Raw genomic sequence first — 17,334 nt, forward strand, 5'->3', positions numbered from 1 at the left:
CGACCACAATCAAATAACTGAATTAGGGTTCTAGTCTGATTACACGGCAAATCCGTTTTGAAATAACATCACAATTGAGTTGAGCAGTTTTCAGCTGTTGGCCAGAGCGAAGACTGAAAAGGCTAGCAAGATAATGATCACGCCCGGTCCCGAGATGTTCTGTGCCAACTCTCGCAATGGTTCCCATATGGTGTTCGTGGAGATGGTACCGAGGACGAACATGGCAGCTAGGGCCGCTACTAGTCCGATCACGTGAACCGCAACGGGAGCTTGGCCTAACCCGCGGAGGTTTTGAATCAGCAGGTACAAGAACAGGCCAGCCACAGCCAGGCAGGCTACGGCTCCAAGGCCCGCGTAAATCCAGGTGAAGTCGATGTCCGGGGTAATGGGCCTGATGGGCGTAACGGCGGGGTCGGGGGTCGATGTCGCTTCCAACAAGTGCACGGGGAACCTCCTCGCTAAGGCGACTCCCCAGCCGGTTCGCGGTGTCTTGCAACGCTACAGGGTGCCGCGCCTCAACTCAGTTCAACTTCTGGTCGAAATCTGGTCAGGAATAGTCAGCGTTTTGACTTGCGGGCGAGCTGCACGACCTCATCGACGAAGGCCGTGCCGAGACGATACCCGTCGGCCTTCTCCATCAGGAACTTCAGCGTCAGCTCACGGATGGCAAGCATGGTGGTGGCGTTTGGCCAATCGGGTCGCGCTACTAGTTCCGCAGCGAGTTCAGGAAGCTGCGAGGAGAAAATCTGCTCGTACTCGTAGGCCGTCCTCTTGGCGACGCGGGTGGCGTCCGCTATCGCCTGGCGACCGGCCCAGCTATCCACCAGGTCATCGGACACGGTGCCGGCGATTGATTCAGCGATTGCGCGGCGGTTCTGCACCGATGCACCCCTAAACTCACGGGAAGCAGCGAGCTTGGTTTCGAGCTTCTTCAACTGGGCGTTGTGGAGCTTCTGCTGCTCTGCCAACTCTTCTTCGGATTCCTGGGATTCCTCAGCCGACGCCTCGGAAATCTGCTCCCATAGGCTCTCGTGCCAGTCCGCCTCAGCGGTCCATTCGAAGATGACCCGTGCGCCGGCCACTGGAGCGTCAGTACCTCAATCTCACCTTCGTGGGAACTGGCTCCGGTAATGACCCGGTCAACCTTGCGGGGCAGCTCAACCCTCTCGTCCTGCATCATCAGGGTACGAAGCAGGTCTTCGTAGAAGGTAGTGGTGCTGAGCGAGACAAACGGCGCCTGGGCAGCGACGGCGATAGCGAGGGCGGTGTCGAGCGTGACGGTCGCAGCGCTGAGTTCCACGTCAGCCTGCCCGCTGAACGTGGCTTCGACCACGAACAGCAATCCCTTGTCGGCCGCTGCATCTGGGATGTGTTCAGCCAAAGTGGCCAGCTCGGCCGAATTGAATGTGGTCATCTTCAGTCTTTGGTTTCAGCCTCGTCCAGCTGGCTGATTGCCCTAGCAGCTGCTTTCACCATCTGCTTCGTATTGCTGTTTGTTCCGGCGGCTTCGTAGTCGGCGAGTGTGAGCCTATTCGCTTCTTCGGAGAGGACCTTGACGAACTTACGCTCCAGCTCAATGCGATCAATTTTCAAATTGGACTCGGCTCGCTTGACCCGGCTGTCATTCCAATCGTTCTTTGCGGCGATGACTTTAGGGAAGAGTTTGATGATGCCAGCGACCGCTGGCGCTGCAGCAGTAATGACGATGAGTATCTCCAGCGGGCTGCTGAGGGACACCTTTTCAACGACGACTCCCTTCATTAGAGCGTCCAGCTCTTCTTCAGCGGCCGTTCGCCTTCTCACGTATGAGCCGGTGATGGTGGCGCGTCCGACCACTCGGCCGCGACTGGGGCGCGGCAGGGCGGTCCTATCGGCTAGCAACAGCGTCAGTAACGCCTCGATGTCCTGGAGCCGTTTGCGCAGCTGCGGCAGGGTGTAGTCACGCGAGACGAAGCGCAGCTTCAGCTCCACTCGATGGTCCGCAGCTGTTTGCCTCGTCAGCGTGGTGCCGCCCATGCCGCCGCTCGATTTGCCCACTTCAAACTCCCCTTATTAGTCCTGACCTCCCTCCACCCTACGGGGGAAGCGGTCGGCGCCAGACTGGAGACGCGCCCGGAACCGCAGAGCGACAACCAATCACTTGGGCAGTAATGCTATTGCTAAGGGTTAGCGGGTAGCCCATAGTAGAAAGCAGAATATACAAGGTAGTTTACTAATGGCTAGCGCCCGATACCCGCTCTTCAAACAAAGTCTGCTTTCACAAAGCCCGTCGGTCGATTTGGACACCGACACCATCAAAGTGGCGCTGGTTAACACTTCGACGGACTACACCTACTCCGCCTCGCATCAGTACAAGTCGAGTGTGACCAGCTACGCCGGTACCACCGACCAGACGCTGACCAGTCCGACAGTGGCCCTGGGCGTATTCGATGCCGCCGACAGCACGTTCACCTCCGTAGCCATCTCCGGCACCAAGACAGTGCAGGCGCTGGTCGGGACTGCCCCGGGTTCCGATGAAGGCCCAAAAGGTGGCACCGGGCACTCACGCCGGCAGAGAAGCGAGTCAATTTTGCGGTACTACAGCGCCGCCTCAATCATCTAGAGGCCGAGTTCATATCTGACACCGGCGCGATCTACGACAAGGTCAAAGCTGATGCCGTCGCTCGGCTAACGAGAATTCTGGAAGCTCACGATATCAAGGCGCTCAACGAGTTCAGCCTGAACTTCGCGGGGGAGTACCGGGCTGTCATCGCCGCCCAGATGCGCCAGGCATACGACTTCGCCAAGAACGGCGCAGCCGACGAGCTGAAGGTTCCCGCACCCTCTACCAACCGCGACACCACCGCCCTCATCAACCAGAGCGCCCAGTCCGTCGTCGACAAGCAGTTCGGTGACTTGCTGTTCATAATCAAGTCCGAGGTGCTAAAAGAGCTGCGGAAGAACACCCTGTCGGAAACCAACCTAGGACTGTCGGACATCCTGGGAGCCATCGGGGACGCCTTCAATTCATTCTTCGACTCGAAGCTCAGCCTGACTGGTGCCATCGTCATCTCGCAGGCCGTCAACAGAGGCCGCCAGGACGTGTTTGAGAACTATCGGGCAAAGATATCCGTCTACCAGTACAGCGCCATCCTGGACGATCGTACGTGCCCCATATGCGAAGACCTAGACGGGACTGTCGTCGACTACGCCGGCTACTGGGCCAGCAAGTGGGAGCCGCCGGTGCATGGGAACTGCCGCTGCCTATGGGTTGGCGTGGGAGCAGAGCAGACAGAGCAGCCGGACATCACGGGATTTCCGAAAGCGCCGGGCGGAGTGTCCAAGCCCCAGCTTTGAAGCTTAGAGAAAAAGAATCAGAACAATGTAGATGATGACTGGAGCGGCAGCGCATGCAATTAGCTGCCATACCCACTTGTCTCGGTCTTTCCCAATGGGTGGAATGAACTTCGAGATTGGCTCCGTAAGAACTGCGGTGACCAACGTGAGCATTTGGATGCCAATGACGCCGCCAATTGCCCACCCTAGGTACTCATTCGTATGACCGGATATAAGAACGGCTAGGCAAGCGAGTTCTGCCGTAACCCAAACAAGAATGTTCCCGATGGCAAACTGGGCCTGACCCCAGCTTTTGAGGGCGTAGGGCGATTTTCCTTCGTTGTCGAAAATTTTGCCGGTAACGGCGAGAGCGATGAAAAGAGTAGGAATCGCTGTCGCTGCGACCTGAAAGAAGGCAAATTTCTGCAATGTATTCCCAAAAGATTGACGGTTTACTCATAGCTATTCATAGTGAAAGCATGAGTGGATTTATCACCAATTCCAATTCAACCGGCGACCTCGTTGCTCATACTACTGGCGACGTGAAGGAAGCTATCGAACGGACACGCGAAGCCGAGGCGTACAGCCTTGAGGCTTACACCCGTCGGTTCGCCGGCGACAAGGACTACGCCAAGCGGTATATGGCCGCCAAGACGAGACGAGCCAGTGGCCGATAAGGTCGTCTACCAGCTTCCCTCCGAGGGAGACTTCTGCGTCGTCGAACTGGACGACGGCCGCCGCTACCGCAAGCAGCTGGTGAAGTTCGGCAACTGGGTGAACCCCCACGATCCCCGCAAGAAGATGGTGCTGGATAAGTCCTGGGCTGCCCAAGTGGTGCAGAACTTCAAGGACAAGGTGCTCAACAAGGTTCCCGTCGTCGAGGGTCATCCCAAGACAAGTGGTGAACTCCTGGCCTCGACCCGTGGCTGGTTGGCCGGTCTCTCCATCGAGGATGACGGCGTGTACGGCGAGCTGGACATCACCGCCTCTGATACCACCACCAAAATCGACAGCGGTCTATTCGACGACGTGTCTATCTCCTTCGACCCCGATTATCTGGACAAGCTCAAAGGTGACAACGTCGGCCCAGCGCTATTGCACGTCGGCATTGTGAATGACCCCTACCTGAAAGGGATGAAACCATTTGAGGCATTGGCGGATAAGACTAAAATAATTATGCTAAGTGAAAGCAAGGAGTTAGAAGTGTCGAAAGTAAAGAATGACCGCGATTTTCCGATAGACGTGAAATATACCGAAGAGGGCGAAGAGAAGACCATCACCCTTCCAGCCGGCAAAGAGGTTGAAGTATCCGAAGACGCAGCGGAAGCTGTGACTGGCCAAATCAAGGACGCTACGGCTCCTGAAAAGACTGACGAAGAGAAGGCCGCTGAAGAAACTGCCGCCAAAGAGACCGAGGACAAGGCCGCAGCTGACAAAGAAGCAGCTGACAAGGCTGAAGCTGATGCAAAGGCCAAGGCTGACGCTGAGAAGTCCGAGCTAGAGCAGACCAAAGAAGCCCTGGCTGACGCCAACAAGAAGATTGCCCTAGGAGAGTCGGAAAAGGCGTACGACACCCTGCTCCGCGAGGGCAAGATCGTCCCCGCTCAGAAGGAAACCTTCATCGCTCTGTCCACCGCCGCCACTACCGGAACCATCTCCCTGGCGGATGAATCCACCTCGTCATTGTCCGACCTGCTGACAGACCTGTGACACGCCTGATGGGTACAGCTCAGACGTAGCCCGCGCCCTCGGCATCACCAACTAAGGACAAACCCCTATGGATCTCTTCACGCTCAAGCTCACCAGCTCCCACAACCAGCTTCAGTCCATCAGTGACGCATATACCGCGTTCGGGCTTACCCCACTGACCAGGGCCCTCGACATCCGCAACCTCGTGAACAGCAAGGGCGAAGACGTGAACGTCCTGGCTGCACGACTAGCCCACGAAGCCATCACCACAGACCAGAACCCGAGTGAGTGGTACGCCTCCGCGCTGGGACAAATCAGGGACGCGCAGGCTAAGGAACTCCTCGCCAACGCGTTCAACAGGTCCTTCTCTGCCGCTGTTGCCCAATCGCTCCCTCAGTACCTGGAGGAGGCGTCAGCCGACCTCACGCCGACGCTTGATAAAGTCATCCGCAAGCTCACCACTGCTGCAGGTAAGTTGCCGGCCGGGAAGCTCGCACTCGACCCCGAGGCGAACCTCCAGAACAACACCGGGACGCCGCTCATCGAGGCACGTAACGCCCTCACGCAACTGGCGACAGCAGCAAGCATCTACCAGGCCACGAAACCCAGCGACGTGCCTGTCACACTCAACCGCATCCCCGCAGTCGTTGACCTGCCCACCGCGATACGAGAACAGATCAGGGCCAGCGTCGGCGTGGACATCACCGTCCTCAACAAGACTGAACTTGCAGGCACCTACGCAATCCGGCGCTTAGCACAGGACGCAAAGGACGACATCGACCTCGCACTGGTCGATGTCGCACGCGGCGCATACGAGGGCGTCACCCTCAAGCTCGCAACACCGGAGGAACTAGGCGAACGCCGCGCCAACGCGACTGCCGCGTACAAGCGGGAGACAGTCCGGGAAGGCTCAAGAATCAGGGTCAGCTAACGGGGTGGCGGGCGGATCCCCCAACGGGGTCCGCTCGCTCCTCTGGCATAGCGCCATTCTCACTCATTCAATTTTTTCCACGGTGGCGGGTGGGGGAGGGCGTCTCCCGCGCCCCAAGGTCGCACCTCGTGGCCAGCGACGTATCCCTCTAGTGCCTCACACGCCCAAGGGAGGATGGGAGGGAGCCCCCCCAGTACCCCTCTCAGTCGCTCCTCTGCCATAGCGATAAATATCCCCCCGCAGTTTCTTTTCCATGCCCGTTTGGGTGTGAGAGGGAACTAGAGGGATAGGCACTATGCCAGAGGAGTGCCCTTCACGGCCCAATGGGGCCCGACCCCCGCCCGCGCTCGTCAGGCCCTGGGGTGTCAACTGAGGGCGTCTTGGTTAGTCAGTCGTACTGCAGCGCACTCCGCTGGACACCAACTAGGATGGCTTCAGTTTCTGTTATCGGCAAAGGGGTCTAAGCATGGATGCAAACGTCTGGAAGCAGATTGTTGATAACGCTATTCGCAATACGGGATCGAGAGACCTCCTGTGGTCCGCCTCAAGCGTGGGACCGGAGAGAACTTGAGCTTTGAGGCGTCAATTGACGTAAACACCACGCTCAGCATCTGGGGTTACGAGAAGAATTACTCCTATGAGCTCTGTCGCACTAGGCGAACCGCGGGCGAACCATTCAAAGAGAGTATTCGGGTCACAGCGAAGGACAAAGCCAACGGTATCGATTTCAGTGGTCTCTTCAAAGCTGCTCGAGCTCAGTCCTCGAATGTCATCCGAGAGCGTGCATTCAACGCGGTCATTGACTACCTGACCAATCCGACAAAAGTTAATCCCAGAACTAATGAAGTCGTTCATCCCGAAAACGAGGGTGAACGATGGGATGATCTGCAGGCGATGAGTTTTAGCGGACAATTTACGTATTCTCAGGATGAGGAAATACTCGCTCTCGTGAAGAATCTCACGGCAGAGGGATCAATACTGTGGACTCTCACAACGTCCGACGGCGAGGGCGAGTTTTTTTCAGCCTACGTGGGGGACTCTGATGAGGATGGTTGCCACAACCTGTACCTTTCGTTGGAGGTCGCGGAGACAACGACGAGAGTCAACGGAAAGGTCACATATAATTTCGAGATACAAAACGATCCGAATTTCCTAGTTCGCACAGTCATAAAGCCTACCAACAAGCAATCTCAGAAGTCTTGGCAGCTTGCGAGTGAAATACACTCGATTCTTGCAAAGCAGGTACGAAACGATGAGGAAGCATTCAAGAAAATCATTAGCGATGACATAGTTAACGATGTCTTGGCTTCTTTGGATGAGCCTCACAAGTAGCTGCGCCCCATTACGGGTGCGAGGGCTTCCATGCCCTGACCAACATGCTGCGTCGCTATTCCGGCGTAACGGCCTTGCGCCAGACCCAGCCTTCCGTCAAGGCGTCGATGCGGGGCTCAAGGAACCGAATCTTGACTGCGGTGTCCGTCCATGAGACGGCTAGGGCTTGAATTCTGGCGGCTTAGGTGGTGTAGCGAACCCAGGCGTACACGCGGCGGGGCTCGTCAAAGTCAATTGGCAGGTTCTGGCGCAGCTGTAACTCGGCCGCGGTGAGGAGCATGGGTTCCTTCCGCATCACCCATCGGTCTCTCGCTCGTCCATCGGACGGTCAGCTAATGGGGATACCGCTTATTCTGGTCCTCCAGGGGAGCGTACATGCTGGTTGTGACACTTAGAAGCTAAGACTGCCTCTAGAAAGGCTCTTTCGTGCTCGCTTCCGGCAACCTAGTCTTGGGCGATGGCAAGCGAACCAAGATTCAACTTCCGGCTTCGGTTTCTCACTAGCAATACGCACAGTCTGCCGTTCAGCGAAAACAGTGTCGTCCTTCCAACCGATACGGAGCAGCGGTTCACCCTGTCTGCCATTCCAGAAGGACCACTGTCAGAGGCTCAATCTTTCGTACTAACGGGTGGACCTTTCGACACTCGCGAGCAAGCTACAGACGAGGCGGAGAGGTGGCAGAGCAGAATTTCGATAGCCCTCACCGCACTATTGATGGCGGGGTACTTTGGCGACGCGAGTATGAACGGTGGATTCACTAGCGATGCGCTTGAAGAATTCTCAAAGGACTCGGGCGCCAAGGCATACAACGATCATCTTGGTATCACAGTTTACCCGTACACCGGCAGAGAAGTGTTTTTCGGTGCATCAGCAACCGGCTTCGCGGTTCCGTCGTCCGATCGAGTAATTAAGGCGCTAACTTCCGAGCGGAACAACATTCCAGTTGAAGGGCAACGACGTCTAGCGTTCGAGCTGTATTCGTTGTCCAGGTTTGTTGCATCCGAACCAAAAGCGAGTTTCATGTGTTCGATGATGGCAATCGAAACCCTGATTGAGCGTGAGGAAAGAAGCGACGGTGCCAGAACACTGGTAAAATCATTCTTGCAGCAGGTTAAAGATGCAGGCCTCCCACTGGAGGAAGCGACGGGAATGGCTTCAGCATTGTCAGATATGAAGAAAGAATCGATTAAGCAGGCGGGCATGCGGCTTTGCGCAACGCTAGACGATCGAAATTATATGAATATGAAACCTTCCGAATTGTTCAATGAATGCTACAAAGTTCGTGGCAAGTTGGTGCACGGCGATGACCCTGGTCGCTCTCGGGCTGAATTCGTTCAGTTTGCAGCCGCTCTCTCGTGGCTGGCAGCGGACCTGATTGTCGGGCGAGCGCTGACTGAGGAACTCCGGAGTTAGTGGGTGCTGGGCTTTTAGTCGTAGGGGCTCGTTACGGTCGTCCATATGAAGAGAGCGGCGCACCCTGGCTGGCATGGGATACCCCCGTCACGGGACCGGTTCGTTCCGCCCGAGTCCCTGCCTAAGCCAACAGAGGGCATCCATTGGACGACAGAGAAGGCCCCTCCCATCTGGGCCCAGCTGACCTATCCCGGCGGCGTCATGCAAACTGTGAAGGGCTTTGCGATCGCTTGGACTCGTGAGCTAGTGCAAGTGCAGTGGGTGGAGTACTCGATGGCGCGTGAGGCGTGGGTGACCGCCGACAAGGTGCAACGCCGCCAGGTGGAAGAGAAGAAACGCCACCGCGACGGCTAGATGCCGCCAGAACCAAGGTAACTCGGCGGCACGCGCGGCACGGGGCCGACAGGTTCGTCTAACGACCTTCGCAGCTCGTGCTGAGGTCCGGCGAAAGTCCGAGTTTTGCTCGGATTTTCTGCGGAGTGCCCGATGTATTCACTTGGCTTGCGGGGTCCGTCCACACGCTCCAGAGGGTCTCGAAGCTCGCTTGGTCAGAAATCTCTGCCATCTGGTTCGTTATCGACACGTCTGTGTACCAATTGTCGACAACTACATCCACGTCGGCGTCAACTACCTCGGGCCATGCTGCTGTATCTGCTGAAAACTTCTCGATCACGGACCGGTAGGCGTCCCGAGCGGTGGCTGCTTTTTCGTTCACTGCTTTCATGTTCATGGGCTCGTCGAGGATGTAGGCCCTGTTCACTTCAAGGGCTAGGTCGTCGTTGGCAAAGTTCACCGGGCATACGCCATCAAGGTAAAACTCACCAGCTTCTGGGACGGTGAGACTTGCACCCGAACAGCCCGTTAAAGCGACCGCGGTGATGATGGTGAGCGCTATCCGGCGCATGAGACCCCCATAGTGTTTGTTGACGACAAGTAATTATGCACGCCGACTGCCAAACCAAGTGTTGTTCTCCTAGGGTGAGCCCATGACCGATCAATCACGATTCATGACGCTGCCCGACGTCGCCGCGGAACTCGCCGTCAGCCAATCCCAGATGTACGCGCTCGTGAAGTCCGGCGACCTCCCCGCCATCCAGGTTGGCGGGCGCGGTCAGTGGCGTGTGGAGCGGGTGAAGCTGGAGGAGTACATCGCCCGTATGTACGAGCAAGCAGCCTCAGCACGTGCCAAGATCACGCCCGAGGATGTCGAAGCTAAGGATTGAGCCTTGCTATAGCGGCCCAGAAGGACCCGCGGGAGGCGTTAGGTGAGAGTGCGCGGGGTTACCCTCTGGATCTTCGCGGAACTACAGCTCCGCAAGTGTCACATCGGTAATCACCGCTCTGCATGGAGAGGCCGTACTCTCTGCTGATCTCTGGGTGATCACATGGTGGGTTACCCTTCGCGGACCAAGCCGTACGCCGCTTTTCTGCTTCCTCAAACTGCACCAGTTGCCTCCCCGGCAGAGCGCCGCTCGCTCTCTCGGATGAAGCTTAGCGTTCGTGCTGAATCCTAGAGCCCCTTTGGGTGCGCGTTCCAAAGCTTGGCTCTGTCCTCCTCGCTCGATGTGGCTAGGCGGTCGTGCAGGGTTTGACGGGTGACGTTCACGAGCCGCGCCAGTGCAGCGCGGTCCTGGGTTACCTGGGTGGCTTTAAGCAGTTCATCTATGTCAATCAGTCGGCGGGCAGTCTCGGCCCTAACCATGTACTCAACCTCGGGCGGCTGGCAGGTGCCGTGGCCGTGGTCGATGTGCACTACCTCGTGACAGAGGACATTGCGGTCCTCTACCTCATTCAGTCGCTCGTCCAGGAACACGACGCTCTTACCGTCAGTGAGCCCGACAACCTTGTCGTTCAGGCGTATCCGGATCACCGCAATGTGGGGGTAATGCTCGGCAAGGTGCCGGTAAGGATCGTAAGAAATGCCGAACGGGTTTTGCGCCTGTGTCATGTCGGTAGTCATTGCAGATCCTTCGGCCAGGGGTGCAGATTTCACCACGTAGGCTAAACACTATTGAGCGGAGCCAACTGTTCCTATGTCGTCGCCTTCGCGTTCCTCGGACTAAGGGCGGTCCGACTCCCACGGCCACCCGCCGCCGCTGGTGCGGTGATGGCACTGGTGGGCTTCGTGATGCTTGTCCGCCCTGAACCGAGTGTCCTCCGGGCCGCGGTGATGGGCACGATCGGAGTGGCCGCGGTCCTCTCGGGGCGCGGCAGGGCGTCCCTGACCCTGCTGATGCTGTCGATCATCATCCTTCTCGCGGTGGACCCGTGGCTCTCGGTGTCCTTCGCCTTCCTGCTCTCGGTCGCAGCAACCCTGGGGCTGGTCACCGCCGGACCAAAGGCGGCCGACACGCTCAGCCTCGTGATGCCGCGTGTCGCCGCCCAACTGCTCGCCATCCCCCTGATGGCGCAACTCTTCTGCACACCGATCCTCGTCCTGATCCAGCCGGTACTCCCGATGTACTCGCTGCCGGCGAACGTGCTGGCCTCGCCCGTGGTCCCCGCGATCACTCTCGTGGGGATGCTGGCCGTCCTCGCCCTGGTAGCCGCTCCGGTCCTTGCACAGCCCCTCATCGCTGCAGCCCAGTGGGGGACGCGGTGGGTGGAAGGCGTTGCCGACACCCTTGCTGCTGCGCCGGTGGCATCGTTGCCGTGGATCCCGGGAGCGCCCGGCGCCGCCGTGGCCGCACTCGCATCACTGTCGTTTCTCGTGCTCATGATTAAGCAGGAGGCCATCACCGACTGGTGGGGGAGGAGAATCGCATCCCCCCCAGCCGCGGGTTCCGGATGGCGGCACTGGCACTGGCACTGATCCGGACCCGGATCGAGAGGCGGGCCGGAGCCCGGGTGGTCGCGCCCTACGCCGGCCCGCGCCATCTTCCGCTGCCAGGAAGGACGGGCGCCGGCGGCATCGCGGCGCCGCGCTCGCCCTCCTTCTCGTTCTATGCGCCGCGGGAGGGGCCTTTGTCATCCACCGGACGATGGTGCGGCCCGCCGGGAGTTGGGTGATGGCGATGTGCGATGTCGGCCAGGGAGACGGCATCGTCGTCAGGACGACGGCCGGCCATGCGCTGGTCGTGGACGCAGGACCGGATCCCGACGCCATGGACAGGTGCCTGGACCACCTGGAGGTCGACGTGATCGACGCGCTCGTCATCACTCATCTGCACGACGATCACTACGGCGGCGTCGTGAGGGCCATTCGGGGAAGGGCCCTCACGGCCCTCTACTACTCGACGAGCGAGGAGAGCCCGCCCCGCGAGGTGACTGAGGCTGCAGCCGCCGCCGGACTGGAGGCCGAGCGCCTGACCAGCTCGACGACTCTCGACCTCCCCCAGATCCAGGTCGACGTCCTCTGGCCGACAGGGGACACCGTTCCGTCGGAGGAGAACAACGCCAGCGCCGTCCTCGACGTCGTCGTGCCGACGCCGGACCGGTCCGTGACGCTGCTGCTCACCGGAGATATCGAGGAGGACGCTGCCGCCGCCCTGCTGGCCGCCGAGCCGGCACTGGCCGAGGGGGGAGTGGACATCCTCAAGATCGCCCATCACGGAGCCAGGAACGGCGGCACGGCGGTGCTGGAAGCGATCGCTCCCAGCCTCGCGCTCATCTCCGTGGGTGAGGACAACGACTACGGGCACCCCCACCCGGTCATCATCGACGCCCTCGCCCGCCTGGGTATTGCCACAGCCAGGACGGACGAGCTCGGGTCGTTCACCGTGGAGGTCGTCGGGGACACGGTCGAAGTCCGCACCCTCCGGTAGGGCCGGCACGCCATCGGGGTCCCCCGCAGCTTTGAGGCATGGCCGCGCCGTGAAACAGTAGACGGAGGTCTGACGGAAGGAACCTCGCCACGTGGCAACAAGATCACCCGCCGGCCGCAGCAGCGGCTCCAACCAGCAGCCGGCATCGTGGCGTGAGGCGCGTCCCGCCGCCGTCATGCTGCTGTCCGGTCCCGAGGACTACCTGGCGTCGAAGGTCTCCGAGTCGATCCGGGCCCAGGTCCGCACCGCTCAGCCCGGGGCGGAGCTCGTCACTTTCGACGCCGGATCCTACGAGGCGGGCACACTGACCATGCACGCGAGCCCGTCACTGTTCGGTGACTGGAAGGTCATCGAGGTCGCAGGGCTGGCCCAGATGAATGATGCATTCCTGGTCGACGCGCTCGCCTACCTCACGGATCCCGCACCGGATGTCGTCCTGGTCATGCGTCACTCGGGCGGCAACCGCGGGAAGAAGCTGCTCGACGCGATCAAGGCCGTGGGTACCGTCATCGATTGCCAGCCCCTCAAGAAGGACGGCGAGAAAGCGGAATTCGTCACGACAGAGTTCCGGCTGGCGCGTCGTCGGATCGACCCGGACGCCGTGAGGGCGCTCGTCGCCGCCGTCGGGTCGCAGCTGCCGGAACTCGCGGCAGCCTGCCAGCAGCTCATGGCCGACTCCGCCGGCGATGTCTCCGCCGAGACGGTGGAGAAGTACTACGGCGGACGCGTGGAGGCTACGGGATTCAAGGTGGCCGACGCGGCGCTGGCGGGACGCACGGCCCAGGCGCTGTCCATGCTGCGGCACGCCCTCGCGACAGGCGCGGACCCGGTCCCGATCGTTGCCGCGCTCGCCATGAAGGTCCGTGCCGTCGCGAAGGTCCACGGCGTCAGGGGGTCCTCGATGCAGCTTGCGAAGGACCTGGGCATGGCCCCGTGGCAGGTCGACCAGGCGCGGAAGGAAGCCCAGCGCTTCAGCTCGGACGCCCTCGCACGTTCCATCCGAGCCCTCGCCGAGGCGGATGCCCAGGTCAAGGGCGAGTCGCGGGACCCGGTCTACGCCGTCGAGCGGGCCGTGACCGTCATCGCACTGGGGGACGGCTGACGGACGGCTGACCGCCGCGGGGCCGTGGCTGTGACCGGGGGATGACGGGGAGTGCGGCCGGCACCAACCGTCAGCTGTCGGTCATGGCCGTGCGCCCTGCGCCCTGCGGCAAGCTGACAGGACCTGCGTTATCGGGTGGTGAGGGCGGCGTGAAGGTCGGTGACCCGTTCGAGGATGTCGTCGCGGATCAGGCGCATCCGGTCGATCCCGTCGATGTCGCGCTCGCTGGGCTCGTCGGTGTCCCATCGCTCATACAGGGTGCCCTCGACCTCGTCGACCTGCGCCTCGGGGCCGAGGATGACGACGAGGTCCGCCCGCTCCTGGTCCTCGACGGTGATCTGCCGGGGGACGTTCCGGCTGATGTCGACCCCTACCTCGCCCAGGACCTGAGCGGAGAGGTCGTTGACCGCGGAACCCGGCTTCGATCCGGCAGAAGCGGTGGTCACGGAGTCACCGGCGACCCTGTCCATGAGGCCTGCGGCCATCTGGGACTTGCCTCCGTTCTTCACGCAGACGAACAGGACGAAGGGCTTGTCGGCCTTGAAGCTCACGGGGTGCTCGATTCTTTGGGGCGGGCAGCTGCCCGGGAAGTCGGAAGGGGATCACTGGGCTTCGGCCGGGATAGGCCCGTTAACGATGTAGGGCCGACTCCGTGAGGAGTCGGCCCTACATCGAAGGGTCCGCAGCCTAGAGCGCGTTGACCTTCTTGGAGATCGCGGACTTGCGGTTCGCTGCGTTGTTCTTGTGCAGCACACCCTTGCTCACAGCCTTGTCGAGCTTGCGGCTGGCTGCCTGCAGAGCCGTAGCGGCAGCGTCCTTGTCAGCGCCCTCGACGGCCGTGTTCACGGCGCGGATGGCGGTCTTGAGCTCGGACTTGACCGAGTTGTTGCGCTGCCTCGCCTTTTCGTTGGTGAGGATGCGCTTCTTCTGGGACTTGATATTTGCCACGTATGAGAACTTTCTTTGTATTGCGGACTGGTCGTGAGGGTATTTCGGCCAACCAAGACTGAGCGGCGTGGGGATACCGTATGGCGATTGGCCAAAGTGCCCGGAGACCTGCGCGGACACACAGCTATAAAGGTTACCAGAAACAGGCGCGGAACCCGACCCGTGGTGGTCCGGGCCCGGTCCGGCAACGGGTGGTCAGGGCGTTCAGGAGGGCGCAGGTGGCTCGCACCAGGGGAGGCGGGGACTTCCCGCGCCGGTGCGCTACGCCAGCAGGTGATCGGGCATCGCTGCGAGCACCTGTTCGAAGCGCCGGCGGGGCAGGACTGCGCCCTCGCGCCTGATGTCCGCCGGCGGGATCCGCAGGAGGCGGTCGACCTTCACCTCGCTCGGCCGTCCCTGCCGGTCCCAGGCTCCCGTGCCGATATCGACGTACCGCTCGTCGTGGTCGCGGGCGTTGTTCCGGTCCCGGCTCGTCAGCATCAGGCCCAGCAGGTCACCGCCGTCGCGCCCGATGAGGAGCACCGGGCGGTCCTTCCCCTGCGCCGGGTCATCCTCGTAGGGCACCCACGTCCAGACGATCTCGCCCGGGTCGGGCTTGCCGTCACTCGAGGGTGAATAGGCGAGCAGCGCTTCCTGCCGGCGACCCGTCGTCCTGCGCGTGGCGGCGGGGGCTGCGGAACCGGGTGCCCGGGTGCGCTTCGCACCGCGGCGGGGTGCCTCCGGGGGCGACGCGCTAGCCGCCCGGACGACGCGAACCGCGAGGGACAGGAGGGAGCGGACCGTGAACGCCATGCTCGAATCCTAGGCGGACAGTGGCCGCCGGCCCAGCTGCCGGGGGCAGCGATTCCCGGAGCCGTCCGGCCACGTGGGACACTAAGGGGAGTTGAAACGGCGCGAACCAGCCCCGGCCGCCGCCGATGACGGCACGGCTGGGAGCCGCGTGCCGCACCATGTCCCGAAAAAGTGAGGAACCTACGTGTCACCCATGGCCCGCACCGCGCCGGTGCCTGCCTCCACCGATCCGGCGATCATTCGGAATTTCTGCATCATCGCCCACATCGACCATGGCAAGTCCACGTTGGCCGACCGCATGCTCCAGCTCACGGGAGCCGTCGAGCAGCGGGACATGAAGGCGCAGTACCTCGACCGGATGGACATCGAGCGCGAGCGCGGCATCACGATCAAGTCCCAGGCCGTCCGCCTGCCCTGGGAGGTGGATGGCACCGCCTACGCCCTGAACATGATCGACACTCCCGGCCACGTCGACTTCACCTACGAGGTGTCACGCTCGCTCGCGGCCTGCGAAGGAGCCATCCTGCTCGTCGACGCCGCCCAGGGCATCGAGGCGCAGACTCTCGCGAACCTCTACCTCGCGATGGAGAACAACCTCACGATCATCCCGGTCCTGAACAAGATCGACCTGCCCGCCGCGCAGCCGGAGAAGTACGCCGCGGAGCTGGCGAGCCTCATCGGCGGGGAACCCGAGGACGTCCTGATGGTCTCCGGGAAGACCGGCGTCGGGGTCGAGGCCCTCATGGACAAGATCGTGCGCGACCTCCCGGCCCCGACCGGTGACCCGAACGCGCCGGCCCGCGCCATGATCTTCGACTCGGTGTACGACACGTACCGCGGCGTGGTGACCTATGTCCGGGTGGTCGACGGCAAGCTCAGCCCCCGCGAGCGCATTCAGATGATGTCCACGCGAGCCAGCCACGAACTGCTCGAGATCGGCGTCAGCTCACCCGAGCCGAAGCCCTCCAAGGGGCTCGGCGTCGGCGAGGTCGGTTACCTCATCACCGGCGTGAAGGACGTGCGCCAGTCGAAGGTCGGTGACACCGTGACCAACCTGGCCAAGCCTGCCGCGGAGTCGCTGGGCGGCTACCAGGATCCGAAGCCCATGGTCTTCTCCGGTCTGTACCCGCTCGACGGCACCGACTACCCCGTCCTGCGCGACGCCCTCGCGAAGTTCACCCTGAACGACGCCGCGCTCGTCTACGAGCCGGAGACCTCGGCCGCGCTGGGCTTCGGGTTCCGCGTCGGCTTCCTCGGCCTGCTGCACCTCGAGATCACGCGGGAACGCCTCGAGCGCGAGTACAACCTCGACCTGATCTCCACCGCACCGAACGTCGAGTACGAGGTGACCCTCGAGGACAAGCGCATCCTGAAGGTCACCAACCCGAGCGAGTACCCGGTCGGGAAGATCGCCGAGGTGCGCGAGCCCATGGTGTCCGCGACCATCCTCGCGCCGTCGGAGTTCGTCGGCGCCATCATGGAGCTGTGCCAGCAGCGCCGCGGCATCCTCGGCGGCATGGACTACCTGTCCGAGGACCGCGTAGAGATCCGGTACCGGCTGCCGCTGGCGGAGATCGTCTTCGACTTCTTCGACCTGCTGAAGTCGAAGACCCGCGGGTACGGCTCCCTGGACTGGAAAGCCGACGGCGACCAGGTGTCCGACCTCGTCAAGGTGGACATCCTCCTGCAGGGCGAACAGGTGGACGCGTTCAGCGCCATCACCCACCGCGACAAGGCCTACGCCTACGGTGTCATGATGACGGGCAAGCTCCGCGAGCTCATCCCGCGCCAGCAGTTCGAGGTGCCCATCCAGGCCGCCATCGGTGCCCGCATCATCGCGCGCGAGAGCATCCGGGCCATCCGCAAGGACGTCCTCGCCAAGTGCTACGGCGGTGACATCACGCGTAAGCGCAAGCTGCTCGAGAAGCAGAAGGAAGGCAAGAAGCGCATGAAGATGGTGGGGCGCGTGGAAGTGCCCCAGGAAGCCTTCATCGCTGCACTGTCCTCCGACGAGTCGAAGGACAAAGCCAAGAAGTGACCCCGTACG

General features: G+C 61.4%; 22 protein-coding genes. 12 read left to right on the forward strand and 10 right to left on the reverse strand.

Translation table 11 applies throughout. From position 1 onward, the window contains the following. Positions 1-90 precede the first annotated feature (90 nt). The 4 genes from P5G52_RS11405 to P5G52_RS11420 all read right to left on the reverse strand — a co-directional run bounded on the left by P5G52_RS11405 (position 91) and on the right by P5G52_RS11420 (position 2,037). Positions 91-444 carry a hypothetical protein gene (locus P5G52_RS11405; RefSeq protein WP_301227457.1) on the reverse strand — a complete coding sequence of 118 codons (354 nt, stop codon included), beginning with the start codon at positions 442-444 and terminating at the stop codon, positions 91-93. Between the two features lie 113 nt (positions 445-557). Next, positions 558-968, reverse strand: coding sequence for a hypothetical protein (locus P5G52_RS11410; protein WP_301227459.1), 411 nt, complete (start codon positions 966-968; stop codon positions 558-560). Then, entirely contained in the window at positions 932-1,414 is a 483-nt protein-coding gene (locus P5G52_RS11415; RefSeq protein ID WP_301227461.1) for a hypothetical protein, read from the reverse strand. Before P5G52_RS11415 ends, P5G52_RS11410 begins: the two co-directional genes overlap by 37 nt. A 2-nt stretch (positions 1,415-1,416) precedes the next feature. After that, positions 1,417-2,037, reverse strand: a complete 621-nt coding sequence (locus P5G52_RS11420; protein ID WP_301227463.1) for a hypothetical protein — start codon at positions 2,035-2,037, stop codon at positions 1,417-1,419. Positions 2,038-2,215: 178 nt separating this feature from the next. Here P5G52_RS11420 and P5G52_RS11425 point away from each other — a divergent pair, with 178 nt between their 5' ends. Next, positions 2,216-2,602, forward strand: coding sequence for a hypothetical protein (locus tag P5G52_RS11425; protein ID WP_301227464.1), 387 nt, complete (start codon positions 2,216-2,218; stop codon positions 2,600-2,602). A gap of 158 nt (positions 2,603-2,760) precedes the next feature. Further along, positions 2,761-3,336, forward strand: a complete 576-nt coding sequence (locus P5G52_RS11430; RefSeq protein ID WP_301227466.1) for a phage minor head protein — start codon at positions 2,761-2,763, stop codon at positions 3,334-3,336. Positions 3,337-3,339: 3 nt separating this feature from the next. Here the strand turns inward: P5G52_RS11430 and P5G52_RS11435 are convergent, their stop codons facing one another. Next, positions 3,340-3,744, reverse strand: coding sequence for a hypothetical protein (locus tag P5G52_RS11435; protein ID WP_301227468.1), 405 nt, complete (start codon positions 3,742-3,744; stop codon positions 3,340-3,342). Positions 3,745-3,794: 50 nt separating this feature from the next. Here P5G52_RS11435 and P5G52_RS11440 point away from each other — a divergent pair, with 50 nt between their 5' ends. From P5G52_RS11440 to P5G52_RS11460, 5 genes are all read left to right on the forward strand, one after another. Beyond that, a complete protein-coding gene (locus P5G52_RS11440; protein WP_301227470.1) occupies positions 3,795-3,992 on the forward strand; it encodes a hypothetical protein in 198 nt (65 codons plus the stop codon). Next, positions 3,982-5,025: a phage protease gene (locus tag P5G52_RS11445; protein ID WP_301227471.1), complete on the forward strand. Its 1,044-nt coding sequence runs from the start codon at positions 3,982-3,984 to the stop codon at positions 5,023-5,025. The genes P5G52_RS11440 and P5G52_RS11445 overlap by 11 nt, the downstream gene beginning before the upstream one ends. A gap of 67 nt (positions 5,026-5,092) precedes the next feature. After that, complete coding sequence (locus P5G52_RS11450) at positions 5,093-5,935, forward strand: hypothetical protein (RefSeq protein ID WP_301227472.1); 843 nt, start codon at positions 5,093-5,095, stop codon at positions 5,933-5,935. 534 nt (positions 5,936-6,469) lie between these two features. Beyond that, complete coding sequence (locus P5G52_RS11455; RefSeq protein ID WP_301227473.1) at positions 6,470-7,267, forward strand: hypothetical protein; 798 nt, start codon at positions 6,470-6,472, stop codon at positions 7,265-7,267. Between the two features lie 457 nt (positions 7,268-7,724). Beyond that, on the forward strand, positions 7,725-8,681 hold the full coding sequence (locus tag P5G52_RS11460) for a hypothetical protein (RefSeq protein WP_301227474.1): 957 nt from the start codon (positions 7,725-7,727) through the stop codon (positions 8,679-8,681). 412 nt (positions 8,682-9,093) lie between these two features. Here P5G52_RS11460 and P5G52_RS11465 read toward each other — a convergent pair whose 3' ends face one another. Then, positions 9,094-9,585 carry a hypothetical protein gene (locus tag P5G52_RS11465; protein WP_301227475.1) on the reverse strand — a complete coding sequence of 164 codons (492 nt, stop codon included), beginning with the start codon at positions 9,583-9,585 and terminating at the stop codon, positions 9,094-9,096. A gap of 82 nt (positions 9,586-9,667) precedes the next feature. Here P5G52_RS11465 and P5G52_RS11470 point away from each other — a divergent pair, with 82 nt between their 5' ends. Next, positions 9,668-9,904, forward strand: coding sequence for a helix-turn-helix transcriptional regulator (locus tag P5G52_RS11470; protein WP_301227476.1), 237 nt, complete (start codon positions 9,668-9,670; stop codon positions 9,902-9,904). 287 nt (positions 9,905-10,191) lie between these two features. On the opposite strand, the gene P5G52_RS11475 is transcribed toward P5G52_RS11470, so the two are convergent. Then, the gene (locus tag P5G52_RS11475; RefSeq protein ID WP_301227477.1) at positions 10,192-10,641 is read right to left on the reverse strand and encodes an ImmA/IrrE family metallo-endopeptidase; all 450 of its coding nucleotides are present in this window, start codon (positions 10,639-10,641) and stop codon (positions 10,192-10,194) included. A 51-nt stretch (positions 10,642-10,692) separates the two neighbouring features. On the opposite strand from P5G52_RS11475, the gene P5G52_RS11480 reads away from it, so the two are divergent. The 3 genes from P5G52_RS11480 (at position 10,693) to holA (ending at position 13,547) form a co-directional block, all read left to right on the forward strand. Beyond that, complete coding sequence (locus P5G52_RS11480; RefSeq protein WP_301227478.1) at positions 10,693-11,493, forward strand: ComEC/Rec2 family competence protein; 801 nt, start codon at positions 10,693-10,695, stop codon at positions 11,491-11,493. Between the two features lie 196 nt (positions 11,494-11,689). Beyond that, complete coding sequence (locus P5G52_RS11485; protein WP_301227479.1) at positions 11,690-12,445, forward strand: ComEC/Rec2 family competence protein; 756 nt, start codon at positions 11,690-11,692, stop codon at positions 12,443-12,445. A gap of 91 nt (positions 12,446-12,536) precedes the next feature. Continuing rightward, the gene (gene holA / locus P5G52_RS11490; protein ID WP_435868671.1) at positions 12,537-13,547 is read left to right on the forward strand and encodes a DNA polymerase III subunit delta; all 1,011 of its coding nucleotides are present in this window, start codon (positions 12,537-12,539) and stop codon (positions 13,545-13,547) included. A 128-nt stretch (positions 13,548-13,675) separates the two neighbouring features. Here holA and P5G52_RS11495 read toward each other — a convergent pair whose 3' ends face one another. The 3 genes from P5G52_RS11495 to P5G52_RS11505 all read right to left on the reverse strand — a co-directional run bounded on the left by P5G52_RS11495 (position 13,676) and on the right by P5G52_RS11505 (position 15,287). Then, positions 13,676-14,098 (reverse strand): arsenate-mycothiol transferase ArsC, encoded by a 423-nt coding sequence (locus tag P5G52_RS11495; protein WP_301227480.1) that lies wholly within the window; start codon positions 14,096-14,098, stop codon positions 13,676-13,678. 136 nt (positions 14,099-14,234) lie between these two features. After that, positions 14,235-14,495 carry a 30S ribosomal protein S20 gene (gene rpsT, locus P5G52_RS11500; RefSeq protein WP_087075755.1) on the reverse strand — a complete coding sequence of 87 codons (261 nt, stop codon included), beginning with the start codon at positions 14,493-14,495 and terminating at the stop codon, positions 14,235-14,237. 261 nt (positions 14,496-14,756) lie between these two features. Continuing rightward, the gene (locus P5G52_RS11505) at positions 14,757-15,287 is read right to left on the reverse strand and encodes a type II toxin-antitoxin system PemK/MazF family toxin (protein WP_301227481.1); all 531 of its coding nucleotides are present in this window, start codon (positions 15,285-15,287) and stop codon (positions 14,757-14,759) included. A gap of 184 nt (positions 15,288-15,471) precedes the next feature. Between P5G52_RS11505 and lepA the strand changes: the two genes are divergently transcribed. Then, the gene (gene lepA, locus P5G52_RS11510) at positions 15,472-17,325 is read left to right on the forward strand and encodes a translation elongation factor 4 (protein ID WP_301227483.1); all 1,854 of its coding nucleotides are present in this window, start codon (positions 15,472-15,474) and stop codon (positions 17,323-17,325) included. Positions 17,326-17,334 lie beyond the last annotated feature (9 nt).

It is taken from the genome of Arthrobacter burdickii (assembly GCF_030433645.1).
Classification (GTDB): Bacteria; Actinomycetota; Actinomycetes; order Actinomycetales; family Micrococcaceae; genus Arthrobacter_D; species Arthrobacter_D burdickii.

Bases quoted from the DNA above. Each gene is read 5' to 3' on its own strand.
- P5G52_RS11505 (WP_301227481.1), bottom strand. From the start codon at position 15,287: ATGGCGTTCACGGTCCGCTCCCTCCTGTCCCTCGCGGTTCGCGTCGTC.
- P5G52_RS11475 (WP_301227477.1), bottom strand. From the start codon at position 10,641: ATGACTACCGACATGACACAGGCGCAAAACCCGTTCGGCATTTCTTAC.
- P5G52_RS11460 (WP_301227474.1), top strand. From the start codon at position 7,725: ATGGCAAGCGAACCAAGATTCAACTTCCGGCTTCGGTTTCTCACTAGC.
- P5G52_RS11440 (WP_301227470.1), top strand. From the start codon at position 3,795: ATGAGTGGATTTATCACCAATTCCAATTCAACCGGCGACCTCGTTGCT.
- P5G52_RS11450 (WP_301227472.1), top strand. From the start codon at position 5,093: ATGGATCTCTTCACGCTCAAGCTCACCAGCTCCCACAACCAGCTTCAG.
- P5G52_RS11485 (WP_301227479.1), top strand. From the start codon at position 11,690: ATGGCGATGTGCGATGTCGGCCAGGGAGACGGCATCGTCGTCAGGACG.
- P5G52_RS11415 (WP_301227461.1), bottom strand. From the start codon at position 1,414: ATGACCACATTCAATTCGGCCGAGCTGGCCACTTTGGCTGAACACATC.
- P5G52_RS11470 (WP_301227476.1), top strand. From the start codon at position 9,668: ATGACCGATCAATCACGATTCATGACGCTGCCCGACGTCGCCGCGGAA.
- P5G52_RS11425 (WP_301227464.1), top strand. From the start codon at position 2,216: ATGGCTAGCGCCCGATACCCGCTCTTCAAACAAAGTCTGCTTTCACAA.
- P5G52_RS11430 (WP_301227466.1), top strand. From the start codon at position 2,761: ATGCGCCAGGCATACGACTTCGCCAAGAACGGCGCAGCCGACGAGCTG.
- P5G52_RS11465 (WP_301227475.1), bottom strand. From the start codon at position 9,585: ATGCGCCGGATAGCGCTCACCATCATCACCGCGGTCGCTTTAACGGGC.